This window comes from Arthrobacter sp. 210 2 (assembly GCF_059093025.1).
Genome location: NZ_JBNHIE010000007.1, coordinates 107,642 through 126,912, shown reverse-complemented (window position 1 = coordinate 126,912; position 19,271 = coordinate 107,642). Strand labels below are relative to the sequence as shown.

12 protein-coding genes are annotated in these 19,271 nt (G+C 63.7%); 5 read left to right on the top strand and 7 right to left on the bottom strand.

From position 1 onward, the window contains the following. Window positions 1-249 precede the first annotated feature (249 nt). The gene (locus AC5RWA_RS14420) at window positions 250-4,305 is read left to right on the top strand and encodes an FtsK/SpoIIIE domain-containing protein (protein WP_494058094.1); all 4,056 of its coding nucleotides are present in this window, start codon (window positions 250-252) and stop codon (window positions 4,303-4,305) included. Here AC5RWA_RS14420 and AC5RWA_RS14415 read toward each other — a convergent pair. Beyond that, complete coding sequence (locus AC5RWA_RS14415; RefSeq protein WP_494058154.1) at window positions 4,266-4,637, bottom strand: hypothetical protein; 372 nt, start codon at window positions 4,635-4,637, stop codon at window positions 4,266-4,268. The two genes, AC5RWA_RS14420 and AC5RWA_RS14415, sit on opposite strands and share 40 nt — an antisense overlap. Before the next feature lie 348 nt (window positions 4,638-4,985). Here AC5RWA_RS14415 and AC5RWA_RS14410 point away from each other — a divergent pair, with 348 nt between their 5' ends. Next, the gene (locus AC5RWA_RS14410; RefSeq protein ID WP_015937605.1) at window positions 4,986-5,234 is read left to right on the top strand and encodes a WhiB family transcriptional regulator; all 249 of its coding nucleotides are present in this window, start codon (window positions 4,986-4,988) and stop codon (window positions 5,232-5,234) included. 111 nt (window positions 5,235-5,345) lie between these two features. Here AC5RWA_RS14410 and AC5RWA_RS14405 read toward each other — a convergent pair whose 3' ends face one another. Genes AC5RWA_RS14405 through AC5RWA_RS14390 form a run of 4 tightly spaced genes read right to left on the bottom strand, consistent with a single transcriptional unit; the run spans window position 5,346 to window position 13,700 of the window. After that, window positions 5,346-6,812, bottom strand: coding sequence for a sensor histidine kinase (locus tag AC5RWA_RS14405; protein ID WP_079597248.1), 1,467 nt, complete (start codon window positions 6,810-6,812; stop codon window positions 5,346-5,348). Between the two features lie 28 nt (window positions 6,813-6,840). Continuing rightward, a complete protein-coding gene (locus AC5RWA_RS14400; protein ID WP_494058093.1) occupies window positions 6,841-11,694 on the bottom strand; it encodes an NAD-glutamate dehydrogenase in 4,854 nt (1,617 codons plus the stop codon). Between the two features lie 57 nt (window positions 11,695-11,751). After that, entirely contained in the window at window positions 11,752-13,059 is a 1,308-nt protein-coding gene (locus tag AC5RWA_RS14395; protein WP_494058092.1) for a CpaE/TadZ family protein, read from the bottom strand. Then, complete coding sequence (locus AC5RWA_RS14390) at window positions 13,056-13,700, bottom strand: hypothetical protein (protein ID WP_476246019.1); 645 nt, start codon at window positions 13,698-13,700, stop codon at window positions 13,056-13,058. The genes AC5RWA_RS14395 and AC5RWA_RS14390 overlap by 4 nt, the downstream gene beginning before the upstream one ends. A 148-nt stretch (window positions 13,701-13,848) precedes the next feature. On the opposite strand from AC5RWA_RS14390, the gene AC5RWA_RS14385 reads away from it, so the two are divergent. Continuing rightward, window positions 13,849-14,064 carry a helix-turn-helix domain-containing protein gene (locus tag AC5RWA_RS14385; RefSeq protein WP_009356834.1) on the top strand — a complete coding sequence of 72 codons (216 nt, stop codon included), beginning with the start codon at window positions 13,849-13,851 and terminating at the stop codon, window positions 14,062-14,064. Between the two features lie 52 nt (window positions 14,065-14,116). Here AC5RWA_RS14385 and AC5RWA_RS14380 read toward each other — a convergent pair whose 3' ends face one another. Next, the gene (locus AC5RWA_RS14380) at window positions 14,117-14,734 is read right to left on the bottom strand and encodes a hypothetical protein (RefSeq protein ID WP_494058091.1); all 618 of its coding nucleotides are present in this window, start codon (window positions 14,732-14,734) and stop codon (window positions 14,117-14,119) included. A 91-nt stretch (window positions 14,735-14,825) separates the two neighbouring features. On the opposite strand from AC5RWA_RS14380, the gene AC5RWA_RS14375 reads away from it, so the two are divergent. After that, the gene (locus tag AC5RWA_RS14375; protein WP_494058090.1) at window positions 14,826-15,812 is read left to right on the top strand and encodes a LysM peptidoglycan-binding domain-containing protein; all 987 of its coding nucleotides are present in this window, start codon (window positions 14,826-14,828) and stop codon (window positions 15,810-15,812) included. A gap of 63 nt (window positions 15,813-15,875) precedes the next feature. Further along, window positions 15,876-16,382 carry an Rv3235 family protein gene (locus AC5RWA_RS14370; RefSeq protein WP_176156849.1) on the top strand — a complete coding sequence of 169 codons (507 nt, stop codon included), beginning with the start codon at window positions 15,876-15,878 and terminating at the stop codon, window positions 16,380-16,382. Between the two features lie 87 nt (window positions 16,383-16,469). Here the strand turns inward: AC5RWA_RS14370 and secA are convergent, their stop codons facing one another. After that, window positions 16,470-19,208 carry a preprotein translocase subunit SecA gene (gene secA, locus AC5RWA_RS14365; RefSeq protein ID WP_494058089.1) on the bottom strand — a complete coding sequence of 913 codons (2,739 nt, stop codon included), beginning with the start codon at window positions 19,206-19,208 and terminating at the stop codon, window positions 16,470-16,472. Window positions 19,209-19,271 lie beyond the last annotated feature (63 nt).

Below are 19,271 nucleotides of genomic sequence, written 5' to 3'. Positions count from 1 at the left end.
ATGCGGGCAGCGCAATGACGCGCAATGTCTGCTGCTCTAGCCTACCCGAGGCACTGCAGCGCCCGTCGAATCAGGGCTTCGGGCTACAACCCCTGGAGCAAGGCCTGAGCCTTCTTGAGTGACCGGCCCCTCCGACGGCAGGAGAAGGCGGATCTACTTCTGGAAGTTGTCCACATAGCAGATGGTGCACCGGCCGGGACCCGCTACCGCTGTCTAGCGTGGGTTCAAAGGCACAAAGGATATCCACCCATGACATTGCACTGCACCCTGCTCGGCGGTCCCGAGTCGCGCCTGGTCGGGCAGCGTCTTGAGTTGTCCATCGACGCCGCCGACGGTACGGCGGGCGCCCACATCCGGGACCAGCTCGCGAGGATGTTTGGCACAGGGACCGTAACGGTCGACGGCGACGACCTGCGATCCGTACGCGTCGGCACCTTGCCGCTGGTTAACGGCGCCGTCCTCATCGACGGCGGCGGAGCACCAGTCAGCAGGAAGGAACGGCGCCGGCCCGCCGGCGAGCCGGCTCCACTCGCCCTTGCCGTTCACAGCGGCGCGGGCGCGGGAACAGTGGTACCCCTGCGGCGCGGGACCTACACCATCGGCAGGAGCAACACCCGGATAGTCATCGCGGACGCAGAGTTGTCCCGACAGCACGCCCGCCTTGTAGTCACCGAAACAGACATCATCCTCGAAGACCTGGACAGTGCGAATGGCACCTACGTGGATGGCGAAAGAACCCGGGCCGCCGCCCTCTCCACCGGTTCAACCGTCCGGTGTGGAAGCTCAACCATGTCCATCGTGTTTGCCGACATGCCGGACAAGGCGCTGAGCGACGCCGGGGTCTCCGTGCAGGAGCCTATTCCCGTCAGGGGCCGGGCGGAGTCCGGCAGCCGGGCGGTCCTCATTGCCACCGCAATTCTTCCACTGGTCGTCGGTGCAGGACTTGCGGTCTTCACGGGTATGTGGATGTTCCTGGCTTTTGCTGCCGCCTCCACCCTGGCCCTTGTGGTTCCTGTTGTATCCGGCAGGCGCCAGCGGCGGGAGCTGGGCGCTGTAATTAGAGCGGCTGTTGCCAAGGACACGGAACGGCGCCGGGCGGCCGGGCCCTCGCTCGCTACGTTGGTGCTGGCCACAGGTGGGATGCACAGCAACGCTTCAACCACTGGCGAAAGGGAAGCCGCAGCGTGGTTGCGCCTTGGCCAGGCGAAGCAGCCCGCCAATGTAAAGGTGGAGCCGGTTGGCTCCATCCGGAGAATGCCCTCCGCTGAAACCGTACCGGTGGTCTTTGACCTTTCACGCCCCAAATCGGTATTTCAGGGATCCAGGAGCCTGCTGGACGGGATGATCAGGGCTATCGTCATGCAGCTGGCCGGTTATCCGAGGTGCCGTACCACACGCGTCGTCATTCACGGGCAGGCAGAGCGCCTCCTGTTGCCCGCACGTTTCCTTCCGTCCGTAACCCTCACAGCATCGGCAGCCGCTTGCCGGCGCGTGCTGGCGGAGGGCTTCAACCCCACCGCCCCGCAGGGAGTCCTCCTGATTACTGACGCAGCAGACGGAGGCGTTTCAAGCAGCGCCCTCGCGGATGAAGCGCTGGCGCGCGGGTGGCACATCCTTGAATTCCTTCCCGACGGGACCAGGACACAAGGCATTGATGTGGAACTCCGCGAGCGCACATCGATCCTGCGGCAACCGGCCGGCGACGTCGTCTTTGTACCCGATCTCGCCCCCGAGGAGGTTTTCAGCACCTTCTGCCGCCGTCTGGCAACCTTGCCTCGGGTGAGGGACACCGGGGAACACGCTCTGCCATCCACCTGCAAGCTGAATGACATACTGCCGCTCACGGCCGCCCATACGGCTGCCCGTTGGGCATTGAGCAAGAAGAACGCCGCGCTGTCGGCTCCCCTTGGACTCGGTGCGGGCGGGGCCAAAGTTGTGGATCTTCACACCGACGGCCCCCATTTGCTGATAGCAGGCACCACCGGCTCCGGAAAGTCGGAGTTGCTCCGCAGCCTTACCCTGGCGCTGGCTCTGAGCCATCCGCCCGACCGGATAAATTTCCTTTTCGTTGACTTCAAAGGCGGCTCGGGGCTTGGTCCCCTGGCCGGGCTGGTCCACTGCGTGGGGCTGCTGACCGACCTGGCCCGCTACGAACTGGAGCGCACACTCATCTCGCTCCGCGCTGAAATCAGGCGTCGTGAAGAAGCCTTGGCAGCGGCAGGAGTGCCTGACATCGGCGCGTATCGGTCCAATCCTGCCTCGGAGCCCGTCGCCATCCCCCACCTGATTATCGTCATCGACGAATTCCGGATGCTGGTTGATGACGCACCGGAAGTACTCCGTGAATTGATGCGCATTGCCTCCATCGGCCGCTCCCTTGGGATCCACCTCGTCATGGCTACTCAGCGGCCGCAGGGCGCATTGACTGCGGACATCAGGGCCAATGTCACCTCCAGCATTGCACTGCGGGTGCAGTCCGACATGGAGTCTGTTGACATCATCGGGTCCAAGGACGCCTCAGCGATCCGCGTTGACACTCCTGGACGGGCTTACCTCGCCAGGGGCACGGAACCAGTCCAGGAATTCCAGGCAGCAACCACGGGACCGCTGCATGCCCGCACCAGGCAGGATAACTCCGTCACCGTGCGGCTTGCCACGGATTACCTTCTGTCCGACCCTCCTGCCGACGCGGTGGCAGAAGCCCCGACGCCCGCGCAAGCGGCAGCACCGTTGGTCAATTTGGTGCGTGAACTTTGGGACGGCATGGGAGGAGCACCGCCGCGGGTGCCCGTTGCGGCTCCCCTGCCGGAAGACATAGAGGAACCCGCATGGAACAGCGCCAATGCTGCCGCGTCCATGACCTCTGGCGGGACCTGGTCAATCAGGCTTGGGCTGGTGGACCTTCCGGACAGCCAAAGGCTGCAGCCGCTTGAATGGGAACCGGCCAAGAGCAGCCACCTGGCCCTGATCGGCGCACCCGAGTGCGGCGCCAACGAAGCCTTGGACGCAGCCGTTCGCGGTCTGCTTCGCCATCCACAGGAGGCGCACTTGTACTTCCTGGACGGTGCTGGAAGTTTCCATTACCTGTCCTCCCACGCCAGAATCGGTGCCCACACCGGTGTGCAGGAGCTTCGGAGTGCGGTTCGGGTACTGGAACGCTTAACCGGTGAAGTTACCCGGCGGCTTAACCAGCCGGGCGGGCGCTCTGTGCCACTGATTGTGGTGATCTCCGGGTGGGGCTCCTGGCTGTCGGCGTTCCGGTCGGGTCCATTGGCATGGGGCGAAGACCTCGTCCAGGACCTTGTCCGGGACGGCGCCCGGGCCGGGATAACACTCATCATTTCCGGAGACCGGGAGCTTGTCACCGCCAGGTTCAGCGGGGCGATCCCAAACCGGCTCTACTTCCCTGCCGGTTCCAACCCCGACAGCCGGGCAGCCTGGCCGCGGATGCCTTCCACAGCAGCTGTCAAAGGAAGAGCCGTGGCGTTCGGTCCCGTTGCCGAAGACGGTGCTGCCGTATGCCAGCTGTACCGTACAGCACCCGACAGTTCCTGGCGCAGTGACCCTGCCGGAAGCCCGCCGCAGCAGCTGGTTACGCTTCCTCCCTTTCGGGTGGAAGCGCTGCCGTCGGTGGTGACGGCTGGCGAAATCCTTTCCATGCTGGCGGACCCGACTGTTTCCCATGGGCCCGGCTCCGTTCCTTCGGGGCCCCGGCTTCCGGGCATCCTCATCGGAGTTGGCGGTGACGAGTTGTCCCCCGCTTCTTTCCGGATTCCACCAAGCGGCGTGGTGGCCGTCCTTGGAGGTCCGGGCAGTGGCAAGACCAACGTCCTGAAGGCGTTGCAGGTTTTGAATCCGGCCCACCGCTGGCTTTACCCCGACGCCGGGGCCGACGCCCTTGCATATTGGAAGGGCCTGCTGCTGCAGGTGCAGGGCAGTCAGCTGCCCAGGGACACAGTGCTCCTGGCCGACGACGCGGACCTTATGTCCCCCGGCGCGATGCAATGCCTGTCCGAACTGCAGGCCCTGGGCCAGCCGATGGTCCTGACGGCGAACTACAGTCCGCTGATCCTTCAGCGCGTTCCGCTGATCATGCAGTCCCGCGCTGCCGGAACGGGGCTGCTGTTGTCCCCGCGGTCCATATCCGACGGGGACGTCTTCGGCGTCCGCTTCGAGGTCGAACCGAATCCATCCCCGGGCAGGGGTGTGCTCATTTCCGGCGGACGTACATGCCCAATCCAGGTGGGATGGGCTGCTGCAGAGGACTACAGGGCGGGCGGTGCACTTCCCGTGTGCGAGGCATAACTGATCACCTTGCTGTGGAACAGGAGCACGATGGCGGCTACCGCGGGCAGCAGCATCGCCAACCCGGCCACCACCAGTCCACCGCTGAGTGTAGGAAATCCGATGGTCAGCACGAACAACTGCGCCACGAGGGCGGCGGCCCGGGTCCAGCGGTATCCCCTATATAGGAAAACAGCCACCGCATACAGCCACGCAGCGAAGGCGAGCAGCAGCCCCAGCGTAAATACCGCTCCCCAGAACGACAGTACGGGGCTTCCGTTCAGCAGTTGGTAGCCGTACCAGCCGGCTGCCACAAGGAGCGCTGTAGCCTCCGCGGCGACGATCAGTGCTATGACCACTGCTGCAGGCGGCGGTGCAGCGGGCGCTGCCCCTGCGTTGCGGCCCGGCCCCGGACGCGGCTCTTCCGATGGTGCAGGGGACGCTGGGGGGTTTACCGGGGGTCTTGACACACTGGCACCCTACCGGACATAGTCGGACAGTGGTGAGGGCCAGTGCCGCCAGTGTGATGTATCGCTCAGCGTTACGGGGATATCAAGCGTTATTACCCCTTGTTTACACAGCGTTAACATGACAGGCTTGATTCAGATGACCAACGGGGCCCTGCCGGGCCCTTTTCCTTTGTAGCTCCTAGTGAATAATTTCACAAAGAGCACTTCCCAGAAATGGAGCAACTGATCAGCATGGATTGGCGTAACCGCGCAGCGTGCCTCGAGAAGGACCCGGAACTGTTCTTCCCCGTCGGGAATACAGGGCCCGCCCTCCTCCAGATCGAGGAAGCCAAAAGTGTATGCCGCCGGTGCCCGGTAGTGGACACCTGCCTGCAGTGGGCTCTCGAGTCGGGCCAGGATGCCGGCGTCTGGGGCGGCATGAGCGAAGATGAGCGCCGCGCCCTGAAGCGCCGGGCAGCCCGCGCCCGCCGCGCTTCCTGATCGCCCAAAACGCAAAAAGCCCCGGCCGCAACCTGAGAGGTTGCGACCGGGGCTTTTCCCTTTAACCCTTGGGCTCAGCCAGAAGAATGGCAATGGCCGGGGAGCCGCCCGCTACTTGCCCGCCAGGCTGAGCCGGATCTGTACCGCCGTGCCGCCGCCGTCACGGGGCTTCCACTGGATTGTCCCCCCAAGTTCACTCGTGACCAGGGTCCGCACGATCTGCAGGCCAAGCCCTTCAACGTGGGGGGTGTCGGGCAGCCCCACGCCGTCGTCGGCAATGGTCACTGTCAGTTCTTCACCCTCGTCTGCCTCAGACCGGTCAGCGATAAGCGACACGGTTCCGGCCCTGCCCTCAAGCCCATGCTCCACAGCATTGGTGACCAGTTCATTGATGACGAGTGCCAGCGGCGTGGCCAGGTCACTGGGCAGCTCTCCAAAGGTCCCGGACCTTTCAGTCCTTACCTGCTGGGAGGGCGAGGCAACCTCGGCGGACAGCCGGAACTGGCGTCCGATCAGCTCGTCGAAATCAACGCTCTGCGTCAAGCCCTGCGACAGGGTCTCATGGACGAGGGCGATGGTGGCAACGCGTCGCATCGCCTGTTCCAGTCCCTGCTTGGCTTCTTCGCTCACCATGCGGCGGGACTGCATCCGGAGCAGCGCCGCAACGGTCTGGAGGTTGTTCTTCACCCGGTGGTGGATTTCCCGGATAGTGGCATCCTTGGTGACCAGCTCCATCTCACGCCGCCGCAGTTCAGAGACGTCGCGGCAAAGGACCAGCGCGCCAAAGCGCTGCTGCTCGTCACGAAGCGGGATAGCGCGCAGCGACAGGCTGACGCCCCTGGACTCAATTTCACTGCGCCACGGCATGCGGCCAGTAACCACCAACGGCAGCGTCTCGTCCACCATGCGCCGGTCCTTCAGCAGGCTGGCAGTCACCTCAGCGAGCGACCGGCCCTCCAGTGACTCCCCATCCCCCAGACGCCGGAATGCCGAGACACCGTTGGGGCTCGCGTACTGCACTATGCCTTCGGCATCGAGCCGTATCAGCCCGTCTCCCACACGCGGCGCACCCCGCCGCGACCCGGTGGGCGAGGCAAAGTCCGGCCACAGCCCAAGCGTCCCCATGCGCAGGAGGTCATAGGCACACTGGCGGTAGGTCAGCTCAAGGCGGGACGGCATGCGGGAACTGGACAGGTCCATATGCGTGGTGACCACGGCAAGCGTCCGGCCATTACGGACCATGGGCACGGCCTCAACACGGAGGGCCATGTCGCTGCTCCAGTTGGTTTCGCTGGAACGCTCAATGGAGCGGCTGTTCCATGCCTTGTCCACGAGCGGCTGCAGGTCCGACCGGATTCCCTCGCCCACGAAGTCGCCGTGGAAGACCGTGTGCGTGGTGGACGGCCTGACGTGTGCCAGCGCAACGTACCCATGGTCCGGGTGGGGGAACCACAGCGCCAGGTCGGCGAACGCCAGGTCCGCAACCATCTGCCAGTCCCCCACCAAAAGGTGCAGCCATTCGGCATCACCAGGCCCGAAATCAGCGTGTTCCCTGATGGGGTCCGTAAAGATTGCCACTGCACCTCCAATTACGACGCCGTACTTGCTAGCGCCGGACGATTGACCTCAAGAGCCTCAATGCTACCGACAGGGATGCCATGTCGTCGGTTTCAAGCGAATTGACCTCATCGAACATGCTCTTCGCCCGGCCCAGCTGCTCCGCATTCTGGGCCTCCCAATCCTTCAGCCGGGCTTCCGGCGAATCAGCCGCCGTGGTGGCGTCAAGCACCGCCGTCGTTATATCCGAAACCGTGGAGTACAGGTCGTCGCGGAGGGCTGCCCGGGCCAAAGCCTGCCACCGGTCCTGCCGCGGCAGGCTGCTGATCCGCTCAAGGAGCGAATCGGCGTGGAAGCGGTTGAAGACCGTGTAGTAAACGGCCGCAATCTCCTCCACAGGGTCCTTCCGGACCCGGGCGATCTTGGCAATGTCCAACAGGACGAAACTCTCGAAAAGTTCTGCCCAGCGCAGGGCGAGTCCTTCCGGAAGTTCCCACTCACGCGCCGTTTCCAGCCAGCCTGCCACGCGAGCCCGATCGTCGCCGCGCAGGTAGTCCAGAAGCCGTGCGCGCATCGGGTCCATCAGGGGCTTGAACTCGGACACCACATCCGCAATGGGCCGCGAAACAGTGCCCTGGGTCAGGAGCCACCGGACCGCGCGGTCAAGCAGCCGGCGGACATCGAGGTGCACAGTGCTCCAGTGCTCGGTCGGGAACGACGCAGGCAGGCTGTTGAGCTCCCCCACCATGGTGTCCAGCTCGTAGATTTCCCGCAGTGCCACGAATGCCTTGGCCACAGCCACCTCACTCGCCGACGTTTCCTCCATGACACGGAATGCGAAGGTGATACCGCCGAGGTTGATCATATCGTTGGCCACCACGGTGGCGATGATCTCGCGCCGCAGCGGGTGGGTATCCAGTTCCGCGTCGAAGCGCTCGCGCAGCTGCTGCGGGAAGTAGTCCCGCAGGGTCTTCCTGAACCAGGGGTCATCAGCAAGGTCGCTGTCGCGCAGCGCGGACGTCAGTTCGATCTTGGCGTAGGCGGCCAGCACCGACAGCTCGGGCGAGGTCAAACCCTGCCCCTGCTGCAGCCGCTCCCGCAGCACTTCGGTTGAAGGCAGCGCTTCGAGCTCCCGGTTCAGGTCGGCTGACTTCTCCAGCCAGTCCATCAGCCGCTCATAGCTGGGGCTCCACTCGGCTACCTTTGTCCGGTCGTTGAGCAGCAGGATGTTCTGGTCGATGTTGTCTTCGAGCACCAGCCGGCCCACCTCATCGGTCATCGATGCGAGGAACCCGGCACGTTCTTCCGCCGAAAGCTTTCCGGCGGCCACCATCCGGTCGACGAAGATCTTGATGTTGACCTCATGGTCGGAGCAGTCGACGCCGGCTGAGTTGTCAATGGCGTCAGTGTTCAGGATGACACCCTGAAGCGCCGCTTCAATACGGCCGCGTTGCGTCATGCCGAGGTTTCCGCCTTCACCCACCACCTTCACGCGCAGATCCCGGCCGTCAACGCGGATGGCGTCGTTGGCCTTATCCCCCACGGAAGCATTCGACTCGGTGCTGGCCTTGACGTAGGTTCCGATGCCGCCGTTGTACAGGAGGTCGGCAGGGGCGAGGAGGATCGCCCGCAGCAGCTCAGGCGGGCTGAGTTCTGTCGTCTCTGCAGGAAGCCCCAGGGCCGTCCGCACCTGCGGTGACACCGGGATTGACTTGGCCTGCCGGGCAAAGACCCCGCCGCCCTCGCTGATCAGGGACTTGTCGTAGTCATCCCAGGAAGACCTCGGCAGCTCAAACAACCGCTGCCGCTCCACGAACGAGGCCTCCTCATCGGGGTTGGGGTCGAGGAAGACGTGCCGGTGGTCGAAGGCCGCGACGAGGCGGATATGCCTGGAGAGGAGCATGCCGTTGCCGAATACATCGCCTGACATATCTCCGACGCCCACCACCGTGAACGGTTGCGTTTGCGTATCCAAATCGAGTTCGCTGAAGTGCCGCTTTACTGATTCCCAGGCACCCCGGGCCGTGATGCCCATCGCCTTGTGGTCATAACCCACGGATCCGCCGGAAGCGAAGGCATCGCCCAGCCAGAAGCCGTATTCGGCGGACAGTCCGTTGGCGATGTCGGAGAAGGTCGCGGTTCCCTTATCCGCGGCCACTACCAGGTAGGAATCGTCGTCGTCGTGCCTGACAAGGTTCGACGGCGGGACCAGCCGTTCGCTGTCGCCTTCCGTCACGAGGTTGTCGGTCAGGTCAAGCAGGCCGCGGATAAACGTCTTGTAGCTTTCGACGCCCTCAGCCATCCACGCGGAGCGGTCCACTGCGGGGTCCGGAAGGCGCTTGGCGAAGAAACCACCCTTCGCTCCGGTTGGCACAATGACCGCGTTCTTGACGGTCTGCGCCTTGACGAGGCCAAGGACTTCGGTGCGGAAGTCCTCCCGGCGGTCCGACCATCGCAGTCCACCACGGGCCACCTTGCCGAACCGCAGGTGGACACCTTCGACCCGGGGAGAGTAAACCCAGATCTCGAACATCGGACGCGGGAAGGGCAGGCCCTCGATCCTGGCCGGGTCGAGTTTGAAACTCAGGTGTGGCTTGTTCTGGTAGTAGTTGGTCCGGAGCGTCGCTTCGATCAGGTTGACGAACGTGCGCAGGACCCTGTCGGCGTCGAGCGTGGCGACCTTCTCAATCGAAGCCGCCAAGTCCTGCCGCACGGATTCCTGCGCGTCCAGCCGCTCGTCGTCGCTCAGGGCAGGATCAAAACGGGCCGCAAAGAGGGCGCTCAGGCCCCTGGTGACGTCCGCATTCGCAAGCAGGGTGTCGGCCATGAAACCGAAGGAGTTGCTATTTCCCATCTGGCGCATGTACCGCGCGTAGGCCCGGAGCACGGTAATTTGCCGCCACTGCAGGCCTTCCCGGAGGACGAGCCGGTCGAACGCGTCCGATTCAGCTGCGCCTGTCACCGCCGCACCGAATGAATCGGCAAGCAGCTCGCCGGTGGAAACCGGATCCACACCCGCGGGGTATTTCAGCCCGAGATCGTACAGGAAGAAGTCACGGCGGTCCGCTGTCTCAATTTCGAAAGGCCGCTCGTCCAGTACCTCCAGCCCCAGGTTATGGAAGAAGGGCAGAATCTGGCTGAGGCTTTTCGGCTCCAGCATGTACAGCTTCACGCGCGCATCTTCCTCGAGCGTTGCGCCTGCACCTTCCGGGAGGTAAACGTGGACGCCGGGCCGCTCCTGGCGTGCGCCTACCGCCCGTTCCGCCGCCGCCCCGTACTTCTCGAAGCGCGCAATGTCCTCCAGGGCGTCTTCCACCTCGTAGTCCACGCGGTAGCCCGCGGGGAATGCTTCGGCCCAGATAGCGGCCAGTTCCTTGGCTTCCACCGGGTCCCTGCCCTCGCGCAGGACCTCGGCGATGCCTTCGCTCCAGGAACGGGCGGCACGGACAAGCCGCTTCTCCAGTTCCTCGGTGTTGACATGGCTGAAGTCGGCATTCTTCGGCAGGCGGATGCGGAAGAACAGCCGGGCCAATGCCGACTCCGTCATGCGTGCCTCATAGTCGATGGACACCGCCTGGAACGTCTCGCGAAGTTCCTGCTCGATGCGAAGCCGCACGTTGGTGGTGTAGCGGTCCCTGGGAAGGTATACGACAGCGGACATAAAACGGCCGTAGATGTCCGGCCGGAGGAAGAGCCTGGTCCGGCGCCGCTCCTGCAGTTTCTGGATGCCAAGGGCGGTGGCGGCCAGATCGGGGACTTCGATCTGGAACAACTCATCACGGGGGTATGTTTCCAAAATTCCCAGCAGGTCCTTGCCGGAGTGGGAATCCGGCGGGAAACCAGCGCTTCGGAGTACGGCGTCCACTTTTTCCCGGACAATCGGAATGTTGCGGACCGATCCGGTATAGGCGCTCGTGGCAAAGAGTCCGATGAAGCGGCGCTCACCGTTGACGTTGCCGGCAGCGTCAAAACTTTTGACCCCGATGTAGTCGAGGTAGGCCGAGCGGTGGACCGTGGAACGCGAGTTCGCCTTCGTGATGACCAGTGCCCGCTTTTCCCGCGCCTTTTTCCGGCCGGCGTCGGTCAGGTGCTGGATATGCGGCGAGTCGGCGACCGCCCGCAGGAGGCCCAGCCCGCTGTCTTCGCGGAGTTCCAGGACATCTTCGCCATCCACGTTCACCAGGTCGTATTCCCGGTATCCAAGGAAAGTGAAGTTCCCGTCATCCAGCCAGCGCAGGAGGTCCTTCGCCTGCCGCAGCTCCGCAATCTGTGCCGGGTTTGCTACCTGGTCAAGGCTCTCGGAGATCTGCCGGGCCTTCTGGCGCATTTTCGGCCAATCCTCGACGGCGGCGCGGACGTCATTGAGGACACGCTTAAGTCCCTCAAGCAGGGAATCCTTCGCGTCGTCAGAGATGCGGTTGATTTCGACGGCGATCCAGGACTCCATGTGCGAGGCATGCTCGCCCTGCGCAATGAGGTGGGACAGGCTGGGCATTGCCGCGGTGTCACCGCTGGAAATTCCAATGTGCGCGGGAACCCGGTTGACCTTGACCAGCTCGCCGCTTTCCCTGTCGCGGGTGGCAACGAAGAGCGGGTGAACCACAAGTTTGATGGCGGCGTGCTGACGGACGAGTTCTGCGTTGACTGAGTCAACCAGGAACGGCATGTCGTCCGTGACCACGAAGACCACGCTGCTGTCTTCCTCATCCACAACGCTGATTTTCGCCTGGCCGGGCTGCCGCACTGTTGCGACCTCACGGTGGTTGCCCGCCCGTGCCACCAGCACTTCCCGGGGGTAGCTCCTGGCATCCTCCTCGGCCAAATGCTGGTAGTAGTCCCCAATAAAGCCTTCCAGGCCTTCAATCGAAAGGGGCTGATCCTCCACGCTGGATCCAGACGACATCGACACACGCCTCCATCACAAGATATCTGCTGCACCATTGCAGCTCTTATGGCGAGCCTAGCCCTTTGACCTGCGCCCTGCTGTGGAAGAAAAGACAGAGGATTTCACTTTTTGCTGGTCAGGTGCACAAACAAGACTGCGAACTGCACGGCGCAACGCAGACTCGGGAGCAATTTCCAACAACAGCGAGCCCGCAAGCAGGGCTGCATCCGCAGCTGCCGGGTCGTACGGCAGGAAGGTTTCGATGCCGGAGGCAGGACCGTATCTTTCCCAGGCATCCTGCAACTGCCGCTCCGGACTCCGTCCCACCGACGAAGCACGAACCTTGTTCATGACCACCAACGGGGACGCCTGGGGAACGGCGGCTTCCAACTCAGCGAGGCCACGTACCAGGCGGGGAACTCCCACAGGGTCGGCGGCCCCGACCGCGTAGATGGTGTCGGCAAGCTCAAGCGGACGCAGCGTGGCGGCATTCCGGCGTGGCGCCATAGTGTCGAAGCTCAATTCTTCATCTGCTTCCAGGCAAAACCCGGTATCAACAACAATGACGTCGGCGATTTGCCGTGCCCGCTCCAGGACCAGGGCAAGGGCGGGCGCCCGGAGCTCGGTCCACCGGTCCGCGCGGGTAATGCCGGTGAGGACTGTGAACGTCCCCGACTTCGTGGCCACCGGGGTTGCAACTTTTTGAAGGGCGGAAGCATCCAGGGCGCCCTGGTCCGCCAGCCGGCATGCCTGCGCAAGGCCGGCTGATTCATCCAGCAGACCGAGAACGGCGGCTATGCTGGCGCCATAACTGTCCGCATCAACGAGGAGAACCTGTTTCCCGTCGGCCGCCATCTCGCCGGCGATGTTGGCCGCAACGGTTGTACGTCCCGGCGATCCAACCGGCCCCCAGACCGCAATGATTCTTCCCGCACCTGGCCCGTCCGGGACCACCGCCGGCTCTGCCTGGACCGTGCCCAGGGCAGCACCTGTGTCAGCAAGCGAACTCCAGGTGGCCGAACGACGACCTGCCCCCGTCAATTGCTCCACCGCATCTGCGATCCGGTCGGACAGTTCGGCGGACTCCACCCCGGTCAGCGCAGAGGCCACCCCAATTTTTCGCAGCCGTGCTGCTTCGTCGGCGTTGTCCGTCAACGCGATAATGGCCACTCCCACCGCTCCCAGCCTGTCAACCAGGGAGGCTGTCAGCCCCTCGGAGCCATCAGCCACGACGGCGGCCCGGGCAAGTCCGCTTTGGCACGCCGCTAAGAGCTCCGGCAGTTCCGCGCACCTCCTGACGACAGTGACAGGACCATGCAGCCGTTCAAGTCCGCCCACCAGATCCTCCCGGCTCTGGCCAACGGTGACTACCGGAATGTTCATCGGGAGCCGCCGCCCGGATTCCAGACAACCGAAATCTTTGCTTCGTTGGCCTGGGCGCCGAGCAAGGCAGGCATTTGGCTGTCCTCCACTAGGACCATCAGGACGGTGGTCTTAGTGGATCCCAAAGCTGTGGAGCCAGCTGTCACTTCCGCGATTTCAGCGCCGGAAAGGAGAAGCTTGGGTTCACTGTAACCATTTTTGGCGTCGGGCTGTGCAACCCAGACGTCCACCCTGGCGCCCTCGACTGCCTGCGACGGAAGCGTTTCGTCAATGGTCAGCGCCACCGGTTTGCGGTCCAGCTGGTCCACTTCCCCAAGGCTCGCCCGGGGTACCAGCTGGTCCTTGGCGATCCGCTGTACGGCAACCACGCCCTCGGGCAGGCCGGACTCCACAGGAATGTAATGTTGCTCGGTTTCGCCGAGGCGCACTTTAGCCCGGACCACGTTCTCGGCGGTCAAGGCCTCGCCCACGCCGATGCCGTCCCGCGCCGCGTAAACCTCCGTGGTCCGGTCGGCACTGTTGACCAGGAAGACGACGCCGGCAACGGAGACCAGGACCAGGAGAATGCCCATCAGCAGGCGCGGGTCCCGCCAGGATGGACGCTTAAGGCGTGCCGCCGTGGCAGACGAATCAGGAACCATGCCGCTTCTCCCCCTAGTTGCGCCGGCGCACTGTGGCCGGACAATTTATTGTTGCGGCAAGGGCGCTGGAACGAAAGCCCATAAAGCAAACAAGGCCAATCTGTGGATAACAGCAGCAAAACGGCTCATCTGATGGCAAAATGAATGCATGCCCAGGTTTCTCACGCTCGCGGATGTCGCAGAGCAGCTCCAGATCAATTCGCCTGCCGCTTATGCATTGGTGCGAAGCGGGGAGCTCAAGGCTATCCAGGTCGGTGGCCGGGGGCAGTGGCGGGTCGAAGAGAAAATGCTGGAGCAGTACATCGAGGAACGCTATGCCGAGGCCAGCCGGATGATCCAGGAGTCCAAATCACGGTCCGTCTGACCATTCCACGTGCGCCCTAATTTCCGGGCAGCGCGGCTGAAAGTCCTCGCCGCTACATGTCGTGGGTCCGCCGCGACCTTACAGCCGCCAATGCCGGAAACGGGATGGTAGAAACCTGGCTGACCTGGCCACTGCGGCGGGCCTCCCCGGCAGCAACAACCGCCAGGTCAATGAAGTCCTTCCCCACCCTGTCGATGACTCCCTCCATACGGACACTGCCGGCACCGTTTCCCAGTGTGACCGAAAGTTCCGTGCGGTCCCTTGCAAGGGCGCGCAAGGAATGCGCAAGTCCTATCGCACGGCGCACCGGCGAAGCCTCGGGTTGCGACCACCTCCCCAAACCCACGTAGCGGAGCGCCGCAGCGTAAGGAATGAGAACCTGGTGGTGGTCTTCGTCCAGCACCATTGCGTCCGCACCGGCATGGGACAGCGTGCCGTGAAATACCTCCCCACAGGCAAGATGGACACCCAGGCGGCAGCCGAGAGCTCCGCGGAGCCTGTCCGTGAATTCTACATTCACCATGTCGATTCTGGTGCGCTCGTTGATCTCAGCATCAAGAGACAGCCTGTCCGCTTCCGCGAACTGGCTTTCCATGTCGTTAAAGAGGGAATCCCAGCGCATCCGGTCAGCGTAGGACTCCACCGCGGGCTGGTCAACCCGGATTTTCATTCTCTCCACTGTCTAGACAAAAGCATCGAGACGAGCGCAAACTGAAGCAGACGTAAGCAAACTACATCAAACTGCATCAAAGAGGCTTGAAATGCGGAATCGTAAAGACACGGGGATCGGTGCTGACGCCACCGCAGCGGCGGGTCTGCTGGTGTTGGCCTTCACGCTGGTCCTTGTTGGAGCAGGACTTCTTGGCCAGTGGCAGGACTCGGCCGCCCGCCACCAGCGCCCTGAGGTGGAGGACGTGCTGGGCGCCGCCGCGGCCGCTGCCGGGGCAGTCCTCCTGCTCTGGTGGTTTGCGTCCCTTGCATGTGCTGCTGCCGGCGTGCTGCTGGAGAAACTCGGCAAGGCCAGGGCAGCCGCAGCGACCCGCAAAATGTCGCCCGCTTTTATGCAGCGCTTGGTTGTTGCAGCGGTTTCCCTTCAGCTTTTGTCCGGCGGTGTTGCCGCACACGCCGCAGTTCCGGCACCGGGTCCACAGTGGGCTCCGACGCAAGGCCAGGGGTCCTCTGCGCCGGCGGCATCCGGACCGGAACGGGCCACGCCGGCAACGGGCGAACAGGAAGCAGCTCCGCCTCCAGACAACGCCAGCGAGCCGTCCGTGCCTGCAAGCCCAGGCAGTGGACCAGGTGCGGCTGCGCCCGTGACCGGTGGCTCCGGGCCGCAACCAACGTCCGACCCTTCGCCGGCCCCTCTACCTTCCGCCGCAGACCAGGTCCCGGTAAACAACCAGGCCCCGGTACCCGGGCAAACTGAGCCCATACTTCCGGCTCCATCAACAATTCAACCGCGCTGGCAACCATCGGCTCCGATCGTCGAGCCCGGGTTGCTGACCGCACCTGACGTGCGCAGCGACGCCGGCATCCATCTGGGGACAGGCCGGTACAGCGGGCCGGTAGCCGTCCTTGCCGGAGACAGTCTGTGGGACATCGTGGCGGATCAGTTGGGGCCCGGTGCCTCGGACGTGGACATAGCTCTTGAGTGGCCGCGGTGGTACGAAGCCAACAAAACCCTCCTTGGCGAGAACCCGGATGTACTTCTTCCCGGGCAAATCCTGGTGCCTCCTACGTCCGCGTAGCCACCCGCAACACCACCGGCGGGCATCCGGCCTTCCGGGCACAACCATAAAAAGGGGAAACCAATGTCTGCAGTGACGCCAATCCGGGCAGCCCAGGAGGGCTCCGACAGGGAAACGGGAAGAGACCGGGAGGCCGCCGCACTTCGGAACCCGGCGCTGGACCAGGGGCGGGCAGGCTTTTATCGCCCCGGAACCCAGCCCGCGCTGCGGTCCGTCGACGAGACTGCAGAAGTGCGCGCGATCACCCGCGGCACCGTGCAGGCAGCGATGGAGGTATTGGCCGGAATCCGGCCCATCCACCAGCTGGCACGGCGGCTCGATCCACGATGCCTGGGGAATCTGCAGCACCGGGCGTCCCTGATCAGGCGGGAGCTCACCCGTACAGGGAATCCCGCCCTGGCCCGGCTCCACAGGAATTCCACCGTCCGCTCAGTCCGCGTCTGCGAGGTGGCGGATGGCATCTACGAAGCCAGCGCCGTTGTGGTGGACGACGTCCGTGCCCGTGCCGTCGCCATCCGGCTGGAGCGCAGCAAGCATGTCTGGAGGGTGACTGAACTTGTCATCGGCTGACCCACGCAAAGAGGCAGGGCCGGGAAAGTGCTTCCCGCCCTGCCTCTGCCTGCTTTCCGTGCGGCTGCCTGGTTTAAGGCGCGGCCGTCAGCGCCGCTTCTTCTTGGCCGAACGCCTGGCCGCATCCTGGGCTGCCGCCTTGGCCGGATTTCCCGAACGTCCCGACTGCCTGGTCTCCACGCGGGTCTGCGTCTCGCCGCTTTCGCTGGGAGCGGTGTACTGCAGCTGGGCAGGCCTTTCCGGCGCTTCCAGGCCAGCCGCGCGGACCTGGGGCTCCACGTGCTCCGTGTGCCCGCCGGCAGCATCCGGTACTACCACGTCCTGGGCAGGGGTGACTTCCACTTCCAGGTTGAACAGGAACCCTACGCTTTCCTCGCGGATGGCCTCCATCATGCCCTGGAACAGGACGAAGCCCTCACGCTGGTATTCCACGAGAGGATCACGCTGGGCCATGGCCCGCAGCCCGATTCCTTCCTTAAGGTAGTCCATCTCATAGAGGTGTTCCTGCCATTTGCGTCCAATGACGGACAGGACCACACGGCGCTCCAGCTCCCGCATGCTCTCCGAACCGATGGCTTCCTCCCGCGCCTGGTACACCAGGCGGGCGTCGGACAGCAGCTCTTCCTTGAGGAACTCAACGGTCAACCGTGATTTGCCGCCCGCCTCTTCAATGATGTCCTCGGCGGTGACGCTTACCGGGTAGAGCGTCTTCAGGTTGGTCCACAGCTGGTTGAAGTCCCAATCGTCGCCGTTACCTTCCGCGGTTGCGTCATCGATCAGCGCGGAAATGGTGTCCTCCACGAAGAACTGCACCTTTTCGTGCAGGTCGTCACCTTCCAGGATCCGCCGCCGGTCACTGTAGATGGCCTCGCGCTGGCGGTTCAGGACGTCGTCGTACTTCAGCACGTTCTTACGCTGCTCGGCGTTCCGGCCTTCCACCTGTCCCTGCGCGGAAGCGATAGCGCGCGAGACCAGCTTGGACTCCAGCGCAACGTCGTCCGGAACCGAGCTGTTCATCAGGCGTTCGGCGGCACCGGAGTTGAAAAGCCGCATGAGGTCATCAGTCAGCGACAGGTAGAAGCGGGACTCGCCGGGGTCGCCCTGGCGCCCGGAACGGCCGCGGAGCTGGTTGTCGATCCGGCGGGATTCGTGCCGTTCGGTTCCCAGGACGTAAAGGCCGCCCAGGTTCAGAACTTCCTCGTGTTCGTCCTTAACCGACTGCTTGGCTGCGTCGAGGGCTGCGGGCCAGGCGGACTCGTACTCCTCGGAGTTCTCCTCGGGATCCAGCCCCCGCTTTGCCAGTTCGGCGACGGCGGTGAATTCCGCGTTGCCGCCCAGCATGATGTCGGTACCGCGGCCGGCCATGTTGGTCGCCACGGTGACGGCGCCCTTCCGGCCGGCCTGGGCAACGATGGCAGCTTCCCGTGCGTGGTTCTTTGCGTTGAGCACCTCGTGGCGGATGCCCTCCTTCGCCAGGAGCCGCGAAAGGTATTCGCTTTTCTCGACGCTGGTGGTGCCCACCAGGACCGGCTGGCCCTTTTCGTGCCGCTCGGCGATGTCACGGACAACGGCGTCGAACTTGACGGTTTCGTTCTTGAACACGAGGTCCGGCTGATCGATGCGCTGCATGTCGCGGTTGGTGGGAATGGCCACGACGCCCAGCTTGTAGGTGCTCATGAACTCGGCTGCCTCGGTTTCGGCAGTTCCTGTCATGCCCGAGAGCTTGTGATACATGCGGAAGTAGTTCTGCAGCGTCACGGTAGCCAGCGTCTGGTTTTCGGCCTTAATCTCGACGCCTTCCTTGGCCTCGATCGCCTGGTGCATGCCCTCGTTGTAGCGGCGGCCGGCAAGGATGCGGCCGGTGTGCTCATCCACGATCAGGACTTCGCCGTCCAGGATGACGTAGTCCTTGTCCCGCTTGAACAGTTCCTTGGCTTTGATGGCGTTGTTGAGGAACCCGATGAGCGGGGTGTTCGCGGATTCGTACAGGTTCTGGATGCCGAGGTAGTCCTCGACCTTTTCGATCCCGCTTTCCAGCACGCCGACGGTACGCTTCTTTTCGTCCACCTCGTAGTCCTTCTCGGGCTGCAGCCGGAGGACCACCTTGGCGAATTCGCTGTACCAGCGGTTCGTGTCCCCCTGTGCGGGGCCGGAAATGATGAGCGGTGTGCGGGCCTCGTCGATGAGGATGGAGTCGACCTCATCCACAATGGCAAAGTTGTGTCCGCGCTGGACGAGTTCGTTCCTGTCCCACGCCATGTTGTCGCGGAGGTAGTCAAAACCGAACTCGTTGTTGGTTCCGTACGTGATGTCCGCGGCGTACTGCTGGCGCCGGACGGCAGGATCCTGGTTTGACAGGATGCATCCGCTGGTGAGGCCCAGGAACCGGTAGACGCGGCCCATCAGGTCAGACTGGTATTCGGCGAGGTAGTCGTTCACGGTGACCACGTGGACGCCCTTGCCGGTGAGAGCGTTGAGGTAGGCAGGAGCGGTTGCCACCAGGGTCTTGCCTTCACCGGTCTTCATTTCTGCAATGTTGCCCAGGTGCAGTGCCGCGCCGCCCATCAGCTGGACGTCGAAGTGCCGCATTCCGAGGGTTCGTGAGGACGCTTCCCGTACCGCGGCGAAAGCCTCCGGGAGCAGGTCATCCAGCTGTTCGCCGTCCTGGTGGCGTTCGCGGAGACGGTCTGTTTCCTCACGGAGTTCAGCGTCGGTGAAGGTCTTAAACGAGTCTTCCAGCGCATTGATGGAGTCGGCATAATTACGCAGTTGCCGCAGCGTTTTTTTGTCACCCGTGCGGAGTAGTTTTTCGATAAGTGATGCCACGTGAAGATGCTCCCAGTCTCATGCCGCCGAATTCTGGCGTTTTTAGTCTACGGGAGAGACAAC

Coding starts and splice junctions, on each gene's coding strand:
- AC5RWA_RS14420 (WP_494058094.1), top strand. CDS start 250: ATGACATTGCACTGCACCCTGCTCGGCGGTCCCGAGTCGCGCCTGGTC.
- AC5RWA_RS14410 (WP_015937605.1), top strand. CDS start 4,986: ATGGATTGGCGTAACCGCGCAGCGTGCCTCGAGAAGGACCCGGAACTG.
- AC5RWA_RS14400 (WP_494058093.1), bottom strand. CDS start 11,694: ATGTCGTCTGGATCCAGCGTGGAGGATCAGCCCCTTTCGATTGAAGGC.
- AC5RWA_RS14395 (WP_494058092.1), bottom strand. CDS start 13,059: ATGAACATTCCGGTAGTCACCGTTGGCCAGAGCCGGGAGGATCTGGTG.
- AC5RWA_RS14390 (WP_476246019.1), bottom strand. CDS start 13,700: ATGGTTCCTGATTCGTCTGCCACGGCGGCACGCCTTAAGCGTCCATCC.
- AC5RWA_RS14385 (WP_009356834.1), top strand. CDS start 13,849: ATGCCCAGGTTTCTCACGCTCGCGGATGTCGCAGAGCAGCTCCAGATC.
- AC5RWA_RS14380 (WP_494058091.1), bottom strand. CDS start 14,734: ATGAAAATCCGGGTTGACCAGCCCGCGGTGGAGTCCTACGCTGACCGG.
- AC5RWA_RS14375 (WP_494058090.1), top strand. CDS start 14,826: ATGCGGAATCGTAAAGACACGGGGATCGGTGCTGACGCCACCGCAGCG.
- AC5RWA_RS14370 (WP_176156849.1), top strand. CDS start 15,876: ATGTCTGCAGTGACGCCAATCCGGGCAGCCCAGGAGGGCTCCGACAGG.